Source organism: Pseudomonas sp. PLMAX, from assembly GCF_046042685.1.
Classification (GTDB): Bacteria; Pseudomonadota; Gammaproteobacteria; order Pseudomonadales; family Pseudomonadaceae; genus Aquipseudomonas; species Aquipseudomonas putida_AE.
This window is the reverse complement of record NZ_CP064949.1, coordinates 973,426-993,130: the sequence shown is the minus strand read 5'-3', so window position 1 is coordinate 993,130 and position 19,705 is coordinate 973,426. Positions and strand designations below refer to the sequence as shown.

The following is a 19,705-nucleotide window of genomic DNA, read 5'->3' as shown; positions in this document are numbered from 1 at the left end:
CGCACGCCCTTGTAGGAGCTGCCGCAGGCTGCGATCTTTTGATTTTTTCAACATCAAAAGATCGCAGCCTGCGGCAGCTCCTACAAGGGGATGGGATTGGTGTTGTTACAGAGGTTGCAGTTTCTGCTCGAACACCGCCACCCCCTCCAGATCCCGCAACACCACACTCAACTCCCCGCTCTGCCCGTCGATGTTCACCTCGCCAAAAAACTGGAATCCGCCAAACGGCGACATGTTGTGCACCGGTGGCGCTTTCTCGAACACCACTTCAGGACCGAAAGTTCTGTCCAGCGTATCCGGGCCGAAGCTCCCCGCATTCAGCGGCCCCGCGACAAACTCCCAGAACGGTTCGAAGTCCTGGAACGCGGCACGGTCAGGGTGATAGTGATGCGCCGCGCAATAGTGCACCTCCGCCGTCAGCCAGACAAAATTGCGCACCTGCTGCGCCCGCAGAAAACCCAGCAGCTCGGCGATTTCCAGCTCCCGCCCCTGAGCCGGTCCGGGGTCACCGTTGGCCACCGCTTCCCAGCGCGTCACGCCGGGGCTGACCTTGCCATCCGGTGCGCCGAGGCCAATCGACATGTCGGCGGCGATGACTTTCCATTGGGCCTTGGACGCTTTCAACGAAGCCTTCAGCCAGTCCAGTTGTTCGCGCCCAAGAAACGGCTTGGCATCGCCAAGGTTGGCGTCATTGGCCCCGCGATAACTGCGCATGTCGAGCACGAACACATCGAGCAACGGCCCGTAATCGATTTGACGGTAAATCCGTTTGCCACCCTCGGCGCTCTGCCAGCGCATCGGTGCATATTCGAGCCAGGCCTGACGTCCACGACTGACCAGGCTGTGGATATCTTTGTTGGCGTAGCGCACACCCAGCGCTGTGCCCGGAGACCAGTTGTTCACCACTTCGTGGTCATCCCATTGCCAGATCTGCGGGACTTCGGCGTTGAAGCGGCGGATGTTTTCGTCCATCAGGTTGTAGCGGTAATTGCCACGGAAATCGTCGAGGTTTTTGGCGACCCTGCTCTTCGCCTCGCTGGTAATGTTGCGCCACACCCGGCCGCCCTCGGTGAGGAGCTGCGCCGGTATCGGGCCGTCGGCATAGATGGTGTCGCCGCTGTGGATAAAGAAGTCCGGCAGGCGCAGGCGCATCGCTTCGTAGATGCGCATGCCGCCGATGTCTGGATTGATACCGTAGCCCTGGCCAGCAGTGTCGCCGCTCCAGACGAAACGAATGTCGCGCCGGGTCTGGGGCACGCTGCGCAGGTGGCCGAACCAGGGTTCACTGGCGACGCCGCTCTGGGCGTCTTCGAATTGCACGCGATAGAAAATCGCCTGGTCGGCGGGCAGGCCGGTGAGATCGACCCGCGCCGTGAAGTCGCTGCGGGCGTCTGTCAGCGCCGAGACGAAGCGCCGGGGGTTGGGAAAAAGACTGCGGGTGTCCCACTCCACCACCATGCGTGCGGGGCGATCGCAGCGGCTCCAGACGATCGCTTTATCGCCCTGCAAGTCGCCGGACTGCACGCCATCGGTGAGTTGCGGACGATCCTTGACCGAAGCGATCACCGCCGGTGCCAGGCTCGGCATCAACAAACCGGCACCGAGCGCCTGCATGACACGTCGCCGACCGGGGTCGAATTCGCTCATGGTGTTCTCCCGGAAAAAAGATCGCAGCCTTCGGCAGCTCCTACAGGGGAATGCATTCCAATGTAGGAGCTGCCGAAGGCTGCGATCTTTTGATCTATGCCTTGACGGGCTCCAACGCCAACTCCACCACCTCCGGCCGCTTGACCAGCGCATACACCACCGCCGTCAACAAGCTCCCGGCAACAATCGCCAGCAGATACAGCAACGCATGGTTGATCGCATTCGGAATCGCCAACACGAACAACCCGCCATGGGGCGCCATCAGCTTGCAGCCGAAGTACATCGACAACGCACCGGTCAGCGCACCGCCGGCAATGCTCGCCGGGATCACCCGCAGCGGGTCCTTCGCGGCAAACGGAATTGCGCCTTCGGAGATGAAGCACAGCCCCAGCACCAGCGCCGCCTTACCCGCCTCGCGTTCAGTCTGGGCGAACTTGCGCCGGGCGATGAACGTGGCGATGCCCAGGCCGATCGGCGGCACCATGCCGGCGGCCATGGTCGCCGCCATCGGTGCATAACTCGACGACGCCAGCAACCCGACCGAAAACGCATACGCAGCCTTGTTGATCGGCCCGCCGAGGTCGACGCACATCATGCCGCCCAGCAACACGCCGAGCAGAATCGCGTTGGTGGTGCCCATGCTGTCGAGGAAATGCGTAAGCCCGGCGAGCATGCCCGCCACCGGTTTGCCGACCACGTAGATCATCACCAGGCCGGTGAACAGGCTCGCCAGCAACGGGATGATCAGGATCGGTTTCAGTGCCTCAAGACTCTGCGGCAACCGTGCATAACGATTGATCGCCTGCGCCGCGTAACCGGCGATAAAACCGGCGATGATCCCGCCGATAAACCCGGCGCCCAGGGTACTCGCCAGCAACCCGCCAATCATCCCCGGCGCCAGGCCCGGACGGTCGGCAATCGAGTAGGCGATATAACCCGCCAACAACGGCACCATCAGCTTGAACGCAGTCTCGCCGCCGATCTGCATCAGCGCCGCCGCCAGCGTCCCCTCTTCCTTGAACGCGGTAATGCCGAACACGAACGACAAGGCGATCATCAAGCCGCCCGCCACCACCATCGGCAACATGAACGACACGCCGGTCAGCAGGTGTTTGTAGACGCCGGTCTTCTCTTGCCTGGCTGGCCCCTTGGCACCGGTCGAGGCGGTTTCCTGCTTGCCTTCGGCCAGCGCTTTATTCAGCGTTGCCTCAGCCTGCTTGAGAGCAATGCCGGTGCCGCAACGGTAAATCTTCTTGCCGGCAAAACGATCGGTGGCGACTTCGATGTCCGCCGCCAGCAATACCACATCGGCGTCGGCAATCGCGTCGCTGCTCAGCGGGTTGCGTGCGCCGACCGAGCCCTGGGTTTCCACCTGCAAGTCATAGCCCAGGCGCTTGGCCGCTTGCTGCAAGGCTTCGGCCGCCATGAAGGTGTGGGCGACACCGGTCGGACAGGCCGTCACGGCAACCAGTCGCGGCGCGTTCTTGACCACGGCCACCGGCTCGACCACGGCTTGAGGTGCGACATACACCTGAGCCTCTTCAGCGCCACGACGCAGCACCGCTTCGACATCTTGCAGCGCCTGGGCCGGGGTGCTCTGGAACAAGCGCTTGCCGACGAAACGCGACATATCCACAGGCGCGCTGGTCACCAGCAACACCCATTCGGCCGCGTCGATCGTGGCCGCCGACAATTGCCGTTCGGGGTGCGCCGCATCGCTTATTTCGACGCTGGTGCTCCAGCCCTGACGCTGGGCCGCCGCATCGAGCAAGCGGGCACACAGCACACTGGTGACCATGCCGTTCGGGCAGGCAGTAACAATGGCTAACTTCATGACCAACCCTCTTATTGTTCTGTCAGGGGGCGCACGCGCACACCCTGTTCGAGCTGCGCCAGTTGCGCCGCATCGCTGATACCGAAACCGATCTGGGTGACCGCCATCGCGGCGATCGCCGTGGCGGTGCGCAACGTCTGCTCCGGCGTGTCGGCGCTGACCAGGCCATGCAGCATGCCGGCCAGCAGCGAATCACCCGCTCCGACCGTGCTGGCGACACTGACCTTGGGGGGCGTGGCGTGCAGCGCCGAACCGACACTGAACCAGTTCACGCCTTCAGCGCCGTGGGAGATCACCACATGTTCAATGCCTTGGGCGTGCAGACGGCTGGCGGCTTGCGCCTGGGCCAAGACCGACACCACCTCGCCACCGAGCACTTCCGCCAGTTCCTCGGCATTGGGCTTGATCAACCATGGACCGGCCTTGAGCGCGGCACGCAAGGCCGGCCCGCTGGTGTCGAGGGCCACCTTCAGGCCCAGGCCTTTCAAGCGCACGATCAACGCCTGCAACCACTGCGGGCTGATGCCCTGGGGCAGGCTGCCGGCCACCACGACCGCGTCATGTCCCGGTGCAATCCGCTCGAGTCGCTCGAGCAAGGCCTGCTGCGCCTCAGCACTGACCAGCGGTCCCGGCCCATTGAGGTCGGTGATGCGCCCATCGCTTTCCGCCAGTTTGATATTGCTGCGTGTCTCACCGGGAACCCGGATAAAGGCATCGACAAAACCGCGTTTGGCGAACAGGGTTTCAAACGCCTGCGGATTGTCTTCGCCGAGGAAGCCGCTGACCGTCAGTTGATGCCCCAGGTCTGCCAGCACTTGCGCCACGTTCACCCCTTTGCCGGCGGCGTGGGTGTGCATGGCGTCGCTGCGGTTGACCTGACCGGCCTCCAGGCGCGACAACTCGACCGTAAGGTCCAGCGCAGGGTTCAGGGTCAGGGTCAGAATCTTGGCCATTACAGGGCCTCCACTAATTCACGTACTTCATTGGCGCTGCCCACGAGCAGGGCTTGTTGGGCCAGCGTGCGGGCCTGGGCGAGACTGAGCTCGCGAATTCGCGCCTTGACCTCGGCAATGCTGCGCCCGCCGACACTGAGCTCATCCACACCCAGGCCGACCAGCACCGGCACCGCCAGCGGATCGGCCGCCAGCTCGCCGCACACGCCGACCCACTTGCCATGGGCATGGGCCGCGCGCACGGTGATGTCGATCAGTTGCAGCACCGCCGGATGCAAGCCATCCGCCTGGGCCGACAAGGTCGGATGGCCGCGGTCGATGGCCAGGGTGTATTGCGTCAGGTCATTGGTGCCGACGCTGAAAAAATCGACTTCCCTGGCCAGCACCGGCGCCAGCAGGGCCGCCGACGGCACTTCGATCATGATCCCCAATTGCAGGTCCGCAACCGGTATTTCCAGGCGCAGGCGCTCGGTCATGTCTCGCGCCTGGCGCCACTCGTCGACGCTGCCGACCATCGGGAACATGATCCGCAGCGGACGGTTGTCGGCGGCGCGCAGCAAGGCGCGCAGCTGCGCTTCCATGATCTGCGGTCGTTGCAGGGTCAAGCGAATGCCGCGCACGCCGAGGAACGGATTTTCTTCCTTGGCGATCGGCCAATACGGCAGCGGTTTATCGCCTCCCACATCCAGGGTGCGCACCACCAGCGGCCGACCGGCCAGGCCATCGAGCACACGGCGGTATTCGGCTTCCTGGGTCGCCTCGTCCGGCGCTTGCGGGTGGGCCATGAAAATAAGCTCGGTGCGCAGCAGACCGATGCCTTCGGCGCCCTGCTCCACCGCGCTGGTGACGCCGGCGCTTTCGCCGATGTTGGCGAACACTTCGACGGCGTGACCGTCGGTGGTCAACGCCGGTTGATGCCGTTGCTCGGCGGCGGCCTTCAGGCGTTGTTCGCGGGTGTCGCGCTCTACGGTGGCGCGTTGCAACGTGGCGGCATCAGCGTCTACATGCAGGCGACCGCGCTGGCCATCGATCAACAACGGCGTACCCGGCGCCAGCAGTAACACCGCCGCGCCGGCGCCGACCAGCGCTGGAATCCCCAAGGCCCGCGCGACAATCGCGCTGTGGGCGGTGGCGCCACCCCGGGCGGTGAGAATGCCGGCGACCCGGGTCGGATCAAGCCGCGCCACGTCGGACGGGCCGACTTCGTCCATTACCAGAATGTACGGTTGTTCAGGCTCACTCAGGGTTTCGACACCACTGAGTTGCGCCAGCACCCGTCGACCGATATCACGCAGGTCGGCGGCGCGCTCGGCGAGCAGGGCGTCCTGCAAGGATTCCTGTTGCCGGGCGGCGGCTTCGATCACCGACATCCACGCCGCTTCCGCGCTTTCGCCCTGCTTGAGGCGGGTGTCGACTTCATCGGTCAATTCCGGATCGTCGAGCATTTCCTGGTGGGTGATGAAAATCTCGCGGATAGCCTTGGCCTTGCTGCGCTCGATCAAGCCGCCGATGTCCTGGCGAACGTGCGCCAACGCTTGCTTGAGACGCTCACGCTCGATGGCGGCGGATTCTCCGCGCAGCGGGTAATCGATGGTTTGCAGCACCTGGATATGCGCCGGGCCGATGGCGATTCCCGGGGCGGCCGCGATGGCCTGCACCAGACTGCCGGACGCCGGGGCGAGCAGCACCTGGGCCACCTCGACAATGTCTTCACGCGGCTGACTCATCGGTGGCAACGGCTCGACTTCTTCACCAAGACCTTCTTCGATGGCGGCCAACAAGGCGGGCAAGGCGTCGGCAGCGATGCCTGGCTCGGCGATGATTTCCAGCACCTGGCCACGACGGGCGCCGAGGCTGAGCAGTTTGCTCAGGCTCTTGACCGACACCGCGCTGTCCTGGCCATCGACGATGCGGATACGAATCTCACCCTCAAAACTCTTCGCCAGTTGGGCGAGGATTTTCGCCGGACGGGCATGCAGGCCGTGGGCGTTGGCCAGCGTTATGCGCGCGCTCGGCCAATCGGCTGGCAGCTCACCACCCAGCACTTCCAGCACGGCGCGGCAACTGGTGGCGCGGCCTAACTCATGGCCGCGACCTTCTATCAGCAACGCACACAGCCGTTCGAGCAACGCTTGATGGGCCTCGCCAAGACTGGCCAGACAAAATAAACCGTTCAGCGGTTGGCCGAGGTAACGCAGCGGTTTGTCCGGGGTGACGAACGCCAGGCCCGGGCGCTTGACCGTTTGCTCACTGTGCAGCCACCACAGGCCATCGCCCAGCGGCAGCGCTTCGACCTGCTGCAACACGGCGGAGAAACCGTTGCTGACGCAGTCGGCCTGACGCAGCAAACGCGCGCCGCGCCAGACCAACTCCTCGAAATCTTCGGCGGCAACGCCCAGGCCGATCATCTGCGCATCCAGCGCCAGCTCCTGCGGCGCCCCTTGCAGCAATTTCAGCAGGGCCTCGGCGGAACCGGCGCGGCGCAAGGCCTGGCCCAGATCAGTTTCACCGAGGGCACGGGTCAGCAGTTGCAACAGGCGCAGGTGTTCGTCGGACTTGGCGGCAATACCAATCGCCAGGTAGACAATCTGTCCGTCGCCCCAGTCCACGCCGTCGGGGAATTGCATCAGGCGTACGCCTGTGGAAAACACCTGATCGCGGGTTTCGGGCGTACCGTGGGGGATGGCAATACCTTGACCGAGAAAGGTCGAGCCCTGGGCTTCGCGTGCCTGCAAGCCGGCGAGGTAGCCCTCGTCAACCAGGCCATCGGCAACCAGGTGCCGGGCCAGCAGTTGCAGCGCGGCGGACTTATCCACAGCCGACTGGCCCATGGATATCTGCTCTATGGTGAGCTCGAGCATGCTTTCTCCTGTTGGCACCCTTGGGGCGCCAGGTATTGTTTTTGAATGATTCAGCTTAGGCCTTTGTCTTTAAACAATCTTTGGTGGTTTCGCGGCAGAACCGGCCAAAGCAGCCATTAACGTAGAAAATACGCTTGCTGAATCGTTTAATCTAGAGTGATTGGCACGTTACTCGATAATGTTGCATCGTTGAAGCCCAACTTGTCGGGTGCGTTGTGACAAAGGTCGCCTGCCTGAATCGGGTAGGATTGGTGAAAATGTCGAGGCAACCTCGAGAAAACAAGGAATAGCGGGTTGAAACTCAGTGATATAGCCCAGCTGGCCGGTGTGTCTGTCACCACCGCCAGCTACGTCATCAATGGCAAGGCCGAACAGCAACGCATCAGCAGCGCTACCGTCGAGCGCGTGCGCGCGGTCGTCGAAGAACATGGCTTCACGCCTAATCCCCAGGCGGCCGGCCTGCGCAGTCGCCACACCCGGACCTTGGGCTTCATTCTGCCGGACCTGGAAAACCCCAGTTACGCGCGGATCGCCAAGCTCCTGGAACAAGGCGCCCGGGCGCGTGGCTATCAGCTGTTGATCGCCAGCTCCGACGATGCACCCGACAGTGAACGGCAACTGCTGCAACTGTTCCGCGCCCGTCGCTGTGATGCCCTGATCGTCGCCAGTTGCCTGCCGCCGGGCGACGACAGCTATCGCCTGCTGCAAGCCAAAGGCATTCCGATCATCGCCATCGACCGGGTCATGGAGCCCGAGTATTTCTGCTCGGTGATCAGCGACGACCGCGAGGCCAGCCTGCACCTGACCCAGAGCCTGCTTGATCCGCTGCCCAAACAGATCGCCTTGATCGGTGCCCGCCCCGAGTTGAGCATCAGCCAGGAACGGGCCGCCGGCTTCAAGGAGGCCTTGATCGGGTACGACGGCGAGGTCCTGATCGAACACGGTGATTCGTTCAGCCGTGAATGCGGCAAACAGTTGATGGAAGAATTGCTCCAGCGCGTAGGGCATTTGCCAGAAGCCCTGGTGACCACGTCCTATGTCCTGCTGCAGGGCGTGTTCGATGCATTGCACGACTTCCCGCTGAAAACCCGCCCGCTGCGCCTCGGCACATTTGGTGACACCCAGTTGCTTGATTTCCTGCCGCTGCCGGTGAATGCCATGGCGCAGCAACACCAATTGATTGCCGACAAGGCACTCGCGCTCGCCCTGGCGGCCATCGAGCAATCCGATTACCAACCCGGTGTGCAGGCCATCGCGCGGACGTTCAAACAACGTATTCGCCAGGACTGAGCTATGGACCTGATCGACACCCACACTCACCTGGATTTCCCCGACTTCGACGCGGATCGTCAGGCGCTGATGGCCGAAAGCCGCGCACTCGGGGTGCGGCAGATGGTGGTGCTGGGGGTTTATCAGGGCAATTGGCAACGTGTCTGGGATCTGGTGCAAAGCGATGCCGACCTGCATGCGGCCTTCGGTTTGCACCCGGTGTATCTCGAGGATCATCGTCCCGAGCATCTCACCGAGCTGGGCGACTGGCTGACGCGATTGGCTGGCCATCGCCAGCTGTGTGCTGTGGGCGAGATCGGCCTGGACTACTTCATCGAAACCCTGGATCGCGAACGTCAGCAAGCGCTGTTCGACGCGCAACTGCAACTGGCGGTGGATTTCCACCTGCCCGCGCTGATTCATGTGCGCCGCAGTCATGCGGCCGTGATTGCCACGCTTAAACGCTTCAAATTGAAACGCGCCGGGATCATCCATGCCTTCGCCGGCAGCCAGGAAGAAGCCCGCGAATACATCAAGCTCGGTTTCAAGCTCGGTCTCGGGGGCGCGGCGACTTGGCCCCAGGCACTGCGCATGCACCGGGTGCTCGCGCGGTTGCCGCTGGAATCGGTGGTGCTGGAAACCGACTCGCCGGACATGGCACCGGCGATGTTCCCCGGCCAGCGCAACAGCCCGGCGCACTTGCCGGCGATCTGCACGGCGCTGGCGCAAATCATGTCGCTCGCCCCCGAACAACTGGCCGCCGCCAGCACCGCCAATGCCCGTGAACTGTTCAACTGGTGATCAGTCGACGTGGGCCTTGGCGGCCTCGAGAATCAGTGTCATGTGCTGACGCTGACGGGCAAATCGAAGGGCAACGAAGTAGACGAAAATCGCGCCCAGCGAAAAATTCAGCTGTTCCACGACGCTGAATATACCGATCCATTCCAGTACCAGCACCACCAGCAATGTGGTGCAAATCGTGACCAACAGGCTTGCCTTCAACATGGCTATCGAGTCCAGGGACTTGAAGCGCCTGATCTGTTTCGGGTCGCACAGTTGCAGGGTTTTCTGGCAGTGCGAACAGGTGAATGCTTCGTTGATTGCAATGGCATTGAGTTGCCAGGGTTTAAGCAACAGCGTGCGCTGGCAATGTGCACAGCGACCCTGGATTCCAAGTGTTGCAACAGCCATAACCGTGCCTCCTCCAAGCGGTCAGTGAAGTGGATACTCCTTCATTGAAGCCGAAAAACCAGAGCCCGGAGGAAAACAGGAGGTTTCCTCCAGGCATTGGGAAGAGGTACTACAGAGCTTTCAGACCCGGAACGCGCTGATCAGCTGTTTGAGCTCGACCACCTGCGCCGACAGCGCTCGACTGGCATCCTCGGTCTGGTGCGCACCTTCGGCCGTGCGTTCTCCGGCACGATTGATCTCGACGATGTTCTGGTCAATGTCATGGGCGACTGCGGTCTGCTGTTCCACAGCCGCGGCGATCTGCTGGTTCTGGTCGACGATCATGCCGACCGCCCCAAGGATATTTTCCAGGGCCTGCTGGACCTTTTCCGACTGCCCCACCGTGCCGCTGGCCATCTCATGGCTGACGCCCATCGCCTTGACCGCGGCCCCGACACCGCCGTGCAGCTTGGCGATCATCTGTTCGATCTCTTCGGTCGATTGCTGGGTGCGCTTGGCCAGCGTGCGGACTTCATCCGCCACCACCGCAAACCCGCGACCCTGCTCACCCGCCCTGGCAGCCTCGATGGCGGCATTGAGCGCCAGCAGGTTGGTCTGTTCGGCGATGCTCTTTATCACCTCCAGCACACGGCTGATGGACTGACTGTCGCTGGCCAACTGGTTGATCACCTGCACCGATTGGTCGATTTCGCTGGCCAGTGCCGCGATGCTGCCCTGCTGCGACTGCACCAGCCCACGACCGCTCACCGTTTCGTCGTTGACACTGTGGGCGCTGCTGACAGCGGCGGCCGCGCTGCGCGCCACCTCCAGGGAAGTGGCCGACATCTGGTTCATCGCCGTGGCGACCTGCTCGATCTGCGAGCGCTGCCCGGCCACGGCCTGGTTGCTTTGCGCCGAGACACTCTCGACTTGCCCGGCCTGGCGCTCGACTTCGCCGACGGTCTGACCGACACGCTCGATCAAGTCATGGATTTTTTTCACGGTACCGTTGAACACCTCGCCCAACTCACCCAGTTCATCACGGCTGTGGGCATTGAAGGTGACCGTCATGTCGCCAGCCGCCACCTTGTCCATGACCGCGCCAAGACGCTTGAGGGTGGTGCGGGTGGAGGCGTAGAAGGCGCCGTAAAGATAAAAGATCAGTACGAACACCACCGACAGCGCAACGGCCTGCAGGATCATGTGCGTGCGGTTCTGGTCCAGGCGCTGTTGCAACTGGGTACCGAGAAATTTCAAGGTGGCTTCATTGAGCTGGTAGGTCTGGCCCATCAGCGTCGAGACCTGATCGTAGAAGGCCAGCCACGGTGCATCGAGCGTGTCGGCCATCACCACTTGCTCTTCGAACAGTTCACTGGCCTTTTTCAACGAGGCCTTGCTGCTGTCAGCCGGGGCAGCCAGGGCTTCACGCGCGGCATTGCTGGAGCCCGTGGCATCCTGCAGCTTCAGGCCATACTCGGCCTGGAGCTTTTCGATTTGCGCGAGCAATTCATCGAAACGCGTACTCGACGACGAATTGAGAAACCCCTGGCCCAGCGAAGCGGAGCCCAATGCACGGCCTTCGCCGAGCATCTGGGTGATGCGCGGGGTGATGTTGGTGACGAGTTCGCTCAGCTGGCGCATGTCACTCTGGCTGTCGTGGCTCAGGCCGGCCTGGCTGGCGATAATCTGGCCGAAGACCTGGGCATTGCCGACCAGTTTGCCGATCAGTGCACTTTTGCTTTGCAGGGATTTTTCCGTCTGCTGGGCCTTGAACGCGCTGATCATTTCATCGCGCTTGCCATCGAACAATGCGATCTGCTCGGGATCGGTGGCCATCGCCGTCAACCCCTGCAAGCGTGCCAGAACGCCTTGTTCCAGCGTATTGATCTGCGCCTCGAGATTCGCCGCCTTGCCGGATTGGCCCAAGGCGACGTTGATCTGCACAAGATTGTTCAGGGTCTCCAGATCACGCCGCAGTGCGAGGCTGCTGCCCAACAGGTCCAGGCTCTGCAGTTCGACCCGGGTGCCCTGGAATTCGCGATAGGAGTCACGCACCAGGTAGAAGTTGGTGACCAGCATTGGCACCAGGAACAGTACGCTGATCAGGCTGAACTTCATGCCAAAACTCAGGCGGTTCATCAGCGCGACGGCGGGATAGAGCAAGCTCTTCACTGGAAGTCTCCCTTGGATTTCTTATTTTTATGGGTGGGCGCAGCGAGAGAGCAGATAGCCACTATTCGGCGCTATCTCTGTATAGCGTAAATCAGGGGGATGTTTTGTAACTTAAGGTTAACGGTGCGCACAAATAATTGCTGGCGCAGGCAGGGAACCGTGTACCAGGTTCTGCGCTGTGGGCAACCCGGTTAACTCTGTAGGAGCGAGCTTGCTCGCGAAAAACCTGAGAACACCGCAGGGTGTCAGGCTCCAAGCGTCATCGTTGACCTCCATCGCTGGCAAGCCAGCTCCTACAGTGGGTCGGGTGCATCCGCGAGCATGCGGCGACTCGGTAAGCCGGCGCCTACGGCAACACAGTCCACAACGCAAACCCCGCATACCAGAGCACTGCCGCCCGCAGCAGCAACTCCCAGATACGGTCAAGATTGTGGATGCCCTCAGGCCCGACCACCGGGGCGGGGATTTCACCGGCCACCAGTCCGACCCGTTCGATCAGTTGTGCGGCGCTGATGTTCCAGTTCAGCAGTTCGTGCAGCATCACCCGGCTGACCGCGACAAAGTTGCCAACCAGGGCAAGGCTGGCGGCCAACAGACGCACTGGCACCCAGTCGAATGCATGGCGCAGTTGCGCGGCGCGCTCGACCACGGCGGGGTTTTGCCCGTGTTCTTCGGCCAAGGCCAGCAATCGATAGCTCAGGGCGGCGACCGGCCCCAGCAGGAAGTACCAGAAAATGATCGCGAAAAAGCTCTGGTAGGCCTCCCACAGCAAATGCCCTTCGACCCGCTCCAGCAGTTGCTCGGCATTGTCGGCGCAGATGTCCAGGTCACGCTTGGCCACATGGGCCGCCGCTTGCAGGTCTTCGCGACGCCAGGCATCGCGGAAGGGACCGAGACCGGCCAGCAGATCACCGCGACCCAGGCTGTAGATCACCACCAGCAAATGCACCGGCAGCGCCAACAGGCCGTAGGCGACAGGGTCGAGCACCACCAGCAGCAAGCCCAGCAACGCCACCGGAAACAACACCAGCACCGCCAGGACCAGCCACGGACGGTTCACCAGGCGCGGGCCGAGTTCAAGCTTGTGCAGCTCGCGAATCCAGCCAGCGTCGCGTTGAACCCGATGGCGCAGGGCCGAAAATTTCTCGATCCACACCGCCAACAGCAACACCAGAAAACTCATTATCCTTCCTCTTGTGCCAGGGCTGCCCGATAGCGTGCCCAGTCGAACGCGGGCCCCGGATCAGTCTTGCGCCCGGGGGCGATGTCGCTGTGCCCGCAGATGCGTTGCGTGGTGATTGCCGGAAACGCCGCTTGCAGCTGGCGAGTCAGGGAAATCAACGCTCGGTATTGCGCATCGTCGAATGGCAGATCATCCGTGCCTTCGAGTTCGATGCCTACGGAAAAATCGTTACAGGTTTCCCGCCCCTCGAAACTCGAAACTCCCGCATGCCAGGCACGCTCGAGGCAAGAGACAAACTGAGTGACGCTGCCATCACGCTCGATCAGGAAATGCGCAGACACCCGCAAATCGGCAATCCCTGCAAAGTAGGGATGCTCCGTGACATCCAGGCAGTTCTGGAAAAACGCCTGCACCTTGCCAGTCTTGAACTGCGCTGGCGGCAGGCTGATGTTATGAATCACCAGCAGGGAAATTTCGCCCTCGGGGCGCGCATTGAAGTTGGGCGAGGGGCATAAATGCACACCCTTGCACCAACCGCTCGCGGGGTCCAGCTGCATACAGGTTCCTTCACGACGACTGTGTTGGCACCCAGTATGCCGCGATAGCCCACCGGGGGCGATCACTAGACGCGATTGAGGCGCTGCAGTTTTGCGATCACCGACGCCAGCGCGCGTTCAAACAATGCGCTATCCTCGAGCACGCGAGCAGTGTCGGCGGGACTTTCCCCAGCCGTAGGCAGAGTGAATGGCTCCAACACCTCGACCATCGCCGTCGCACCTGCTGAATGCCCTGGATGCTCGAACGATTGAACGTGCAAGCGCTCCAGCTCGCTGAAAAACTTGCTCGTGGCAAACGGATCGAACGCCGAACTGCTCAGTCCCTCGCGCAATGACTTGAGCAACCCCGGGACCAGCGTCAACAAATGTTCTTGTGCATCGGGCAGGTCATGACGCTGGACGCTCCAGATCAATTGCACCATGGTCTGCACATCTGCCTGCCACGGCAGCGACAGATGGCCATGCTTGAGGCAGGTCATCAGCAAAACGTTGCTCCAGGCGTCTTGCACGAACCCCAGCACACTTTGTGGCAATTTCTCGCCCAGCAGCGCCTGATTCAAAGCCTGCTCGACTCGCTGGCGGGCCAAAGCGGTTCTGCCGCGACTTTCCTCGGCATCACGAATCCGCTGCTCAAGCAATTCCCTGCGACGGCGTTCGTCACGGGCGAACGCAAGGAACTCATTCAGCAGTTCAGAAAATATCGCCGGGTCGTCGACAAACTCGTCCAAAAAACGCTGCACCACGTGCTCGATGCGCCGGTACAGACTGTCGCGCTCATGATCACCGGCCTCGGGCCCAGGAGAATTGGCAATGCTCGCGCGCACCTGCAACAACAGGTCCTGCAGCGCCGCCAGTACCGCGGGCACGATCTCATCAGCCTGCGGATCTGCTGGCGTGGCAACCGTACCGGCGCTGGCGTTATCCGTTGTGGAGATGGTCGGGGCGGGCGTGAGGCCAGGTAGCACACCGGTGGCGACCAGCAGTTGGTTGGCCTGGGCGTAAAGCTGGCCGGCGCCACTGAGCACATAGCGATCAAACAGCTTGAGGATAATCAGCTTGACCTTGATGTCCACGCCCAGGTGGCGTCCGGCCCCAAGGAAGCACTGGCAGAGCATCGTCGGCCCCAGGGGATTGTTCTGCTCGATCAGCGTCCTGCCCAGCAACGTGCTGAGGCGGGCGGTGAGTTGGTCAAGGGCAAATCCGTCGCGATAGAGCACCTGATTGACCATCGCATCCACAGCCTGGTTACGCTCCAGCCCGTCATCCGGCAGCGCCCCGCGGGTATCGGCAGACAATGACCGAGGCAGGGCCCTGTAAGCGAGGTCGCATTGACCGAGGCTGATGAACGCCTCGAAGAATTGCTCAAAAAACAACCGCTCGATGCTTTTGCGCTTCAAGCGCAAATCGCGCATCGCCTCAAACAACAGGTTCTGCTCGACGTCATCGAGTGCCCGGTCAGCCATTTCGAAGAGGCTATCGTCGGCATTATCGAACAGCGTCTGCAAGCCCTGCCTGAGCTGTTGAGTAGCCTTGTCGCGAACCTGCAGGACGATGACAGGCAGGCGGGCGAGTGGCGGGTGCGCCGTCTGGTCGGTAGCGACCCTGCGCAAAGGCACCACATTCCCGTCGTTGTGCATCCAGCCTCCTGAAATCTGCAGCCGTCAAAGTCGTGACGTCAAATCCAAGGCGAATTATCGGATAAAGGTAGCCCTAACGCCACCCCGACGCTCGCTGCGCATGAAAAGAACAGTCTCACGGATGTCGATCAGGCACGGAATCGACCGGGAACAATGCTGATGCCTTGGGTTGCCCGGTAGCATGGCCCTATAATCGGACCACTTTGTTTGTGGAGTTGCTTATGCCGAATCTACGTCTCGCCGATTTGAACGCCGAAATCGAAGCCAACGTGCGCCGCGCGCTGCTCGAAGACATCGGCAGCGGCGACATCACCGCGCAGCTGATCCCGGCCGAACGCCTGGCCAAAGCCACCATCATCACCCGCGACGCCGCCGTCATCTGTGGCACTGCCTGGGTCGATACCGTGTTCCGGCAGCTGGACCCACGGGTGGCGGTGCATTGGCAGGTCGCCGATGGCGAGCGCGTAAAGCCCAACCAGGTGTTGTTCCACCTCGAAGGGCCGGCCCGCTCGCTGCTGACGGGCGAACGTAGCGCGCTGAACTTCCTGCAAATGCTCTCTGGCGTCGCCACTCGCGCGCAGCAACTGGCAGACTTCGTTGCCGAAACCCGGGTGAAACTGCTCGACACCCGCAAGACCTTGCCGGGGCTGCGCCTGGCGCAAAAGTACGCGGTCACCTGCGGCGGCTGCCACAACCATCGCATCGGCCTGTACGACGCCTTCCTGATCAAGGAAAACCACATCGCCGCCAGCGGAGGCATCCCCCAGGCCATCGCCGCCGCGCACAAGATTGCACCGGGCAAGCCGGTAGAGATCGAAGTGGAAAGCCTGGATGAACTCAAGGAAGCCCTGGCGGCCGGGGCCGACATCATCATGCTCGACGAACTGAGCCTGGATGACATGCGCGAAGCCGTGCGCCTGAACGATGGCAAGGCAAAGCTGGAGGCCAGCGGCGGGATCAACGAAAGCACATTGCTGCCGATTGCCGAAACCGGGGTGGATTACATTTCGATTGGGGCGATGACCAAGGATGTGAAGGCTGTGGATCTGTCGATGCGACTGAGCCTCTGATCACGCGTCGTTGAACGAAAAACGCCGGCCTCATGAAGGCCGGCGTTTTTGTCAGACCACCAGATTGTTCATCTCGCAGTACTCATCCCACTCGACACCCAACACTTCAGCCGCTTCCTTATGCAGTTTCAGGCGCTCGGCCTCGTACTCTTCGGGGGTTGATGTGTATTTGAGCGTCAGTTCCCACGGCTGCAAGCCCTGGGCTTCGGCTTCATCCTCGAACGCCCACTGGATCTGGTCTTTCTGATCGTCGGCGGGCAGGTCCTTGATCTCGTCCATCAATTCTGGCGCATCCAACACGTATTTCTTCAGTGCTTCTACGTGCCTTGCTTCCTGGGACATCTCTTTAACGGTCATGGCGTTCTCTTAGATCGGGGGAATGGAAGATGGATCTGGATCATCAAGGATCTCTCTGACGCAAAAAAACCGCTTGAAACCCGGTTTTTCTGGCCTTCAGAACCATTCGGGATCATCTGAAAACAACGTGTCGCTGGTGCCCGAGACAGGAATCGAACCTGCGACCTTCGCGTTACGAGTGCGCTGCTCTACCGGCTGAGCTACACGGGCAGTGGGCTAAACCTAGCACTGACCATGGAGTCAGGCAACTTCGAACACGTTTAAAATCAAAAGATCGCACCCTGCGGCAGCTCCTGCATAAGCTGCGATCTGCGCACAGCAAAACGCCCCGAACCAGTCGGGGCGCTTTGTTGTTCAGCGGTCAGACGCGGGAGTAATTAAACGCCCGAAGCCTTCGCTGCTGCTACGTCCTTGATGGACAGCTTGATACGGCCGCGGTTGTCCACGTCCAGTACCAGTACTTCCACTTCCTGACCTTCTTTCAGGATGTCGGTCACTTTCTCAACGCGAGCATCGCTCAGCATGGAGATGTGAACCAGACCGTCCTTGCCAGGCAGGATGTTGACGAATGCGCCGAAGTCGACGATGCGCTCAACCTTACCGACGTAGATCTTGCCGATTTCGGCTTCAGCGGTGATACCCAGGACGCGCTGACGAGCAGCTTCTGCAGCTTCCTTGGTTTCGCCGAAGATCTTGATCGAGCCGTCGTCTTCGATGTCGATCGAAGCCTTGGTCTCTTCACAGATCGCACGAATGGTCGCGCCGCCTTTACCGATGACGTCACGGATCTTGTCGGTGTCGATTTTCATCGCGATCATGGTCGGAGCGTTGGCCGACAGTTCGGTACGCGACTGGCCAATGATCTGGTTCATCTGGCCGAGGATGTTCAGGCGCGCTTCCAGGGCTTGGCCCAGAGCGATCTCCATGATCTCTTCGGTGATGCCCTTGATCTTGATGTCCATCTGCAGCGCGGTGACGCCTTTGGCGGTACCGGCTACCTTGAAGTCCATGTCGCCCAGGTGGTCTTCGTCACCCAGGATGTCGGTCAGGACGGCGAATTTCTCACCTTCTTTAACCAGGCCCATGGCGATACCGGCAACCGGCGCCTTCATCGGCACACCAGCGTCCATCAGGGCCAGGGAAGCGCCGCAAACGGAAGCCATCGAGCTCGAGCCGTTGGATTCGGTGATTTCCGACACTACACGGATGGTGTACGGGAACACGTCAGCGGCAGGCAGCATGGCCGAAACCGAACGACGGGCCAGACGGCCGTGACCGATTTCGCGACGACCAGCGCCACCCATGCGACCACACTCGCCCACCGAGAACGGAGGGAAGTTGTAGTGCAGCATGAACGGGTCTTTTTTCTCGCCTTCCAGGGTGTCCAGCAGTTGTGCGTCACGGGCGGTGCCCAGGGTCGCGACTACCAGGGCCTGGGTTTCGCCACGGGTGAACAGAGCCGAACCGTGGGTCTTTGGCAGAACGCCGACTTCGATGTTCAACGGACGAACGGTCTTGGTGTCGCGACCGTCGATACGTGGCTTGCCGTTTACGATGTTTTCGCGAACGGTGCGGTATTCGATTTCGCCGAAGGCTGCTTTGACTTCGCTGGAGGAAGGCTGGCCTTCTTCACCGGACAGCTTGGCAACGACCTGGTCCTTCAACTCGCCCAGGCGAGCGTAACGGTCGGCCTTGACGGTGATGGTGTAGGCCTGGGAGATCGCTTCGCCGAACTCGGCACGGATAGCGCCCAGCAGTTCGGTGGCTTCTGGCGCAGGAGCCCAGGTCCAGGTTGGCTTGGCAGCTTCAGCGGCCAATTCTTTAACAGCGTTGATCACAACCTGGAATTCGTCGTGAGCAAACAGTACCGCGCCCAGCATCTGGTCTTCGGTCAGCTCTTTGGCTTCCGATTCAACCATCAGCACGGCGTCCGAAGTACCGGCAACGACCATGTCCAGGCTCGAAGCAGCCTGCTGTTCGTAAGTCGGGTTCAGCAGGTAGCCGGTGCTTTCGTGGAAAGCAACGCGGGCTGCGCCGATCGGGCCATCGAAAGGAATGCCGGAGATGGCCAGGGCAGCCGAGGTACCGATCATCGCAGCGATGTCCGGATCGGTCTTCTTGCTGGTGGACACGACGGTGCAGACAACCTGCACTTCGTTCATGAAGCCTTCAGGGAACAGCGGACGGATCGGACGGTCGATCAGTCGGGAAGTCAGGGTTTCTTTCTCGGAAGGACGGCCTTCGCGCTTGAAGAAACCGCCAGGGATCTTACCGGCAGCGTAAGTCTTTTCCTGGTAATGAACAGACAGAGGGAAGAAGCCCTTGCCTGGATCGGCTTGCTTGGCACCAACGACGGTCACCAATACGCTGACGTCGTCGTCAACGGTGACCAATACTGCGCCGGAGGCCTGACGGGCGATACGGCCGGTCTCGAGGGTGACGGTCGACTGACCGAACTGGAACTTTTTGATTACCGGGTTCACGGTGTCCTACCTTCTTTTGTGGCTCTTGGGGAAACTGGGTTCTTGCGAAATTCTTGGGCAACGCCGGGAATCGGCCCGACCGGTTGTCCTGGGTGTCACACAGGCAAAACGGATATCCAGATAAAACTTGAGGCTGGGAGCCTGCCACGCGCCGGCGGAAAACCGCTGACGCACGACAGACAACCAACCTCTAGCGCAATCGCTTATTAGCGACGCAGACCCAGGCGACCGATCAGAGCGCTGTAACGGCTCACGTCTTTGCCTTTCAGGTAGTCCAGCAGCTTACGACGCTGGTTAACCATGCGGATCAGACCACGACGGGAGTGGTGGTCTTTACCGTTGGCCTTGAAGTGACCTTGCAGTTTGTTGATGTTGGCGGTCAGCAGTGCAACTTGCACTTCTGGCGAACCAGTGTCACCAACAGCTTGCTGGTAGTCAGCTACGATTTGAGCTTTTTCTTGAACGTCGAGAGCCATGTGGCAATCCTTTTATCAGGAAACTGTTTCAAAAAC

The 19,705-nt window shown here is 61.3% G+C and carries 15 protein-coding genes and 1 tRNA gene; 3 read left to right on the top strand and 13 right to left on the bottom strand.

Annotated features, from left to right (window positions below):
* Positions 1-105 precede the first annotated feature (105 nt).
* From DKB71_RS04425 to ptsP, 4 genes are all read right to left on the bottom strand, one after another.
* Positions 106-1,647 carry an alkaline phosphatase D family protein gene (locus tag DKB71_RS04425; RefSeq protein ID WP_408599719.1) on the bottom strand — a complete coding sequence of 514 codons (1,542 nt, stop codon included), beginning with the start codon at positions 1,645-1,647 and terminating at the stop codon, positions 106-108.
* 94 nt (positions 1,648-1,741) lie between these two features.
* Positions 1,742-3,481 (bottom strand): PTS fructose-like transporter subunit IIB, encoded by a 1,740-nt coding sequence (locus tag DKB71_RS04420; protein WP_408599718.1) that lies wholly within the window; start codon positions 3,479-3,481, stop codon positions 1,742-1,744.
* Positions 3,482-3,492: 11 nt separating this feature from the next.
* On the bottom strand, positions 3,493-4,434 hold the full coding sequence (gene pfkB, locus DKB71_RS04415) for a 1-phosphofructokinase (protein WP_408599717.1): 942 nt from the start codon (positions 4,432-4,434) through the stop codon (positions 3,493-3,495).
* Positions 4,434-7,295, bottom strand: a complete 2,862-nt coding sequence (ptsP, locus tag DKB71_RS04410; protein WP_408599716.1) for a phosphoenolpyruvate--protein phosphotransferase — start codon at positions 7,293-7,295, stop codon at positions 4,434-4,436. The genes pfkB and ptsP overlap by 1 nt, the downstream gene beginning before the upstream one ends.
* Before the next feature lie 294 nt (positions 7,296-7,589).
* Here ptsP and cra point away from each other — a divergent pair, with 294 nt between their 5' ends.
* Positions 7,590-8,585 (top strand): catabolite repressor/activator, encoded by a 996-nt coding sequence (cra, locus tag DKB71_RS04405; protein WP_323628581.1) that lies wholly within the window; start codon positions 7,590-7,592, stop codon positions 8,583-8,585.
* A 3-nt stretch (positions 8,586-8,588) separates the two neighbouring features.
* Positions 8,589-9,365 carry a TatD family hydrolase gene (locus tag DKB71_RS04400; protein WP_274074057.1) on the top strand — a complete coding sequence of 259 codons (777 nt, stop codon included), beginning with the start codon at positions 8,589-8,591 and terminating at the stop codon, positions 9,363-9,365.
* Here DKB71_RS04400 and DKB71_RS04395 read toward each other — a convergent pair whose 3' ends face one another.
* From DKB71_RS04395 to DKB71_RS04375, 5 genes are all read right to left on the bottom strand, one after another.
* Positions 9,366-9,755, bottom strand: a complete 390-nt coding sequence (locus DKB71_RS04395; RefSeq protein WP_274074058.1) for a hypothetical protein — start codon at positions 9,753-9,755, stop codon at positions 9,366-9,368.
* A gap of 120 nt (positions 9,756-9,875) precedes the next feature.
* Entirely contained in the window at positions 9,876-10,580 is a 705-nt protein-coding gene (locus DKB71_RS04390) for a methyl-accepting chemotaxis protein (RefSeq protein WP_408601058.1), read from the bottom strand.
* A 1,672-nt stretch (positions 10,581-12,252) separates the two neighbouring features.
* Positions 12,253-13,089 (bottom strand): regulatory signaling modulator protein AmpE, encoded by an 837-nt coding sequence (gene ampE, locus DKB71_RS04385; protein WP_274074060.1) that lies wholly within the window; start codon positions 13,087-13,089, stop codon positions 12,253-12,255.
* The gene (ampD, locus tag DKB71_RS04380) at positions 13,089-13,646 is read right to left on the bottom strand and encodes a 1,6-anhydro-N-acetylmuramyl-L-alanine amidase AmpD (RefSeq protein WP_408599715.1); all 558 of its coding nucleotides are present in this window, start codon (positions 13,644-13,646) and stop codon (positions 13,089-13,091) included. Before ampD ends, ampE begins: the two co-directional genes overlap by 1 nt.
* Before the next feature lie 65 nt (positions 13,647-13,711).
* Positions 13,712-15,283: a DUF1631 family protein gene (locus tag DKB71_RS04375; RefSeq protein ID WP_408599714.1), complete on the bottom strand. Its 1,572-nt coding sequence runs from the start codon at positions 15,281-15,283 to the stop codon at positions 13,712-13,714.
* Between the two features lie 221 nt (positions 15,284-15,504).
* Here DKB71_RS04375 and nadC point away from each other — a divergent pair, with 221 nt between their 5' ends.
* A complete protein-coding gene (nadC, locus tag DKB71_RS04370) occupies positions 15,505-16,353 on the top strand; it encodes a carboxylating nicotinate-nucleotide diphosphorylase (protein ID WP_274074063.1) in 849 nt (282 codons plus the stop codon).
* A 51-nt stretch (positions 16,354-16,404) separates the two neighbouring features.
* On the opposite strand, the gene DKB71_RS04365 is transcribed toward nadC, so the two are convergent.
* The 4 genes from DKB71_RS04365 to rpsO form a co-directional block, all read right to left on the bottom strand.
* A complete protein-coding gene (locus DKB71_RS04365; RefSeq protein ID WP_274074064.1) occupies positions 16,405-16,710 on the bottom strand; it encodes a DUF6388 family protein in 306 nt (101 codons plus the stop codon).
* 134 nt (positions 16,711-16,844) lie between these two features.
* A tRNA-Thr gene (locus tag DKB71_RS04360) sits at positions 16,845-16,920 on the bottom strand.
* A gap of 167 nt (positions 16,921-17,087) precedes the next feature.
* Complete coding sequence (pnp, locus tag DKB71_RS04355) at positions 17,088-19,193, bottom strand: polyribonucleotide nucleotidyltransferase (protein WP_007915263.1); 2,106 nt, start codon at positions 19,191-19,193, stop codon at positions 17,088-17,090.
* A gap of 206 nt (positions 19,194-19,399) precedes the next feature.
* A complete protein-coding gene (rpsO, locus tag DKB71_RS04350; RefSeq protein ID WP_046820615.1) occupies positions 19,400-19,669 on the bottom strand; it encodes a 30S ribosomal protein S15 in 270 nt (89 codons plus the stop codon).
* Between the last annotated feature and the right edge of the window lie 36 nt (positions 19,670-19,705).

What these genes read in the sequence shown, in the direction of transcription:
- DKB71_RS04395 (WP_274074058.1), bottom strand. Translation starts at nt 9,755, where the DNA reads ATGGCTGTTGCAACACTTGGAATCCAGGGTCGCTGTGCACATTGCCAG.
- rpsO (WP_046820615.1), bottom strand. Translation starts at nt 19,669, where the DNA reads ATGGCTCTCGACGTTCAAGAAAAAGCTCAAATCGTAGCTGACTACCAG.
- DKB71_RS04365 (WP_274074064.1), bottom strand. Translation starts at nt 16,710, where the DNA reads ATGACCGTTAAAGAGATGTCCCAGGAAGCAAGGCACGTAGAAGCACTG.
- ampE (WP_274074060.1), bottom strand. Translation starts at nt 13,089, where the DNA reads ATGAGTTTTCTGGTGTTGCTGTTGGCGGTGTGGATCGAGAAATTTTCG.
- DKB71_RS04425 (WP_408599719.1), bottom strand. Translation starts at nt 1,647, where the DNA reads ATGAGCGAATTCGACCCCGGTCGGCGACGTGTCATGCAGGCGCTCGGT.
- DKB71_RS04375 (WP_408599714.1), bottom strand. Translation starts at nt 15,283, where the DNA reads ATGCACAACGACGGGAATGTGGTGCCTTTGCGCAGGGTCGCTACCGAC.
- DKB71_RS04390 (WP_408601058.1), bottom strand. Translation starts at nt 10,580, where the DNA reads ATGTCGGCCACTTCCCTGGAGGTGGCGCGCAGCGCGGCCGCCGCTGTC.
- DKB71_RS04400 (WP_274074057.1), top strand. Translation starts at nt 8,589, where the DNA reads ATGGACCTGATCGACACCCACACTCACCTGGATTTCCCCGACTTCGAC.
- pfkB (WP_408599717.1), bottom strand. Translation starts at nt 4,434, where the DNA reads ATGGCCAAGATTCTGACCCTGACCCTGAACCCTGCGCTGGACCTTACG.
- DKB71_RS04420 (WP_408599718.1), bottom strand. Translation starts at nt 3,481, where the DNA reads ATGAAGTTAGCCATTGTTACTGCCTGCCCGAACGGCATGGTCACCAGT.
- ampD (WP_408599715.1), bottom strand. Translation starts at nt 13,646, where the DNA reads ATGCAGCTGGACCCCGCGAGCGGTTGGTGCAAGGGTGTGCATTTATGC.
- nadC (WP_274074063.1), top strand. Translation starts at nt 15,505, where the DNA reads ATGCCGAATCTACGTCTCGCCGATTTGAACGCCGAAATCGAAGCCAAC.
- ptsP (WP_408599716.1), bottom strand. Translation starts at nt 7,295, where the DNA reads ATGCTCGAGCTCACCATAGAGCAGATATCCATGGGCCAGTCGGCTGTG.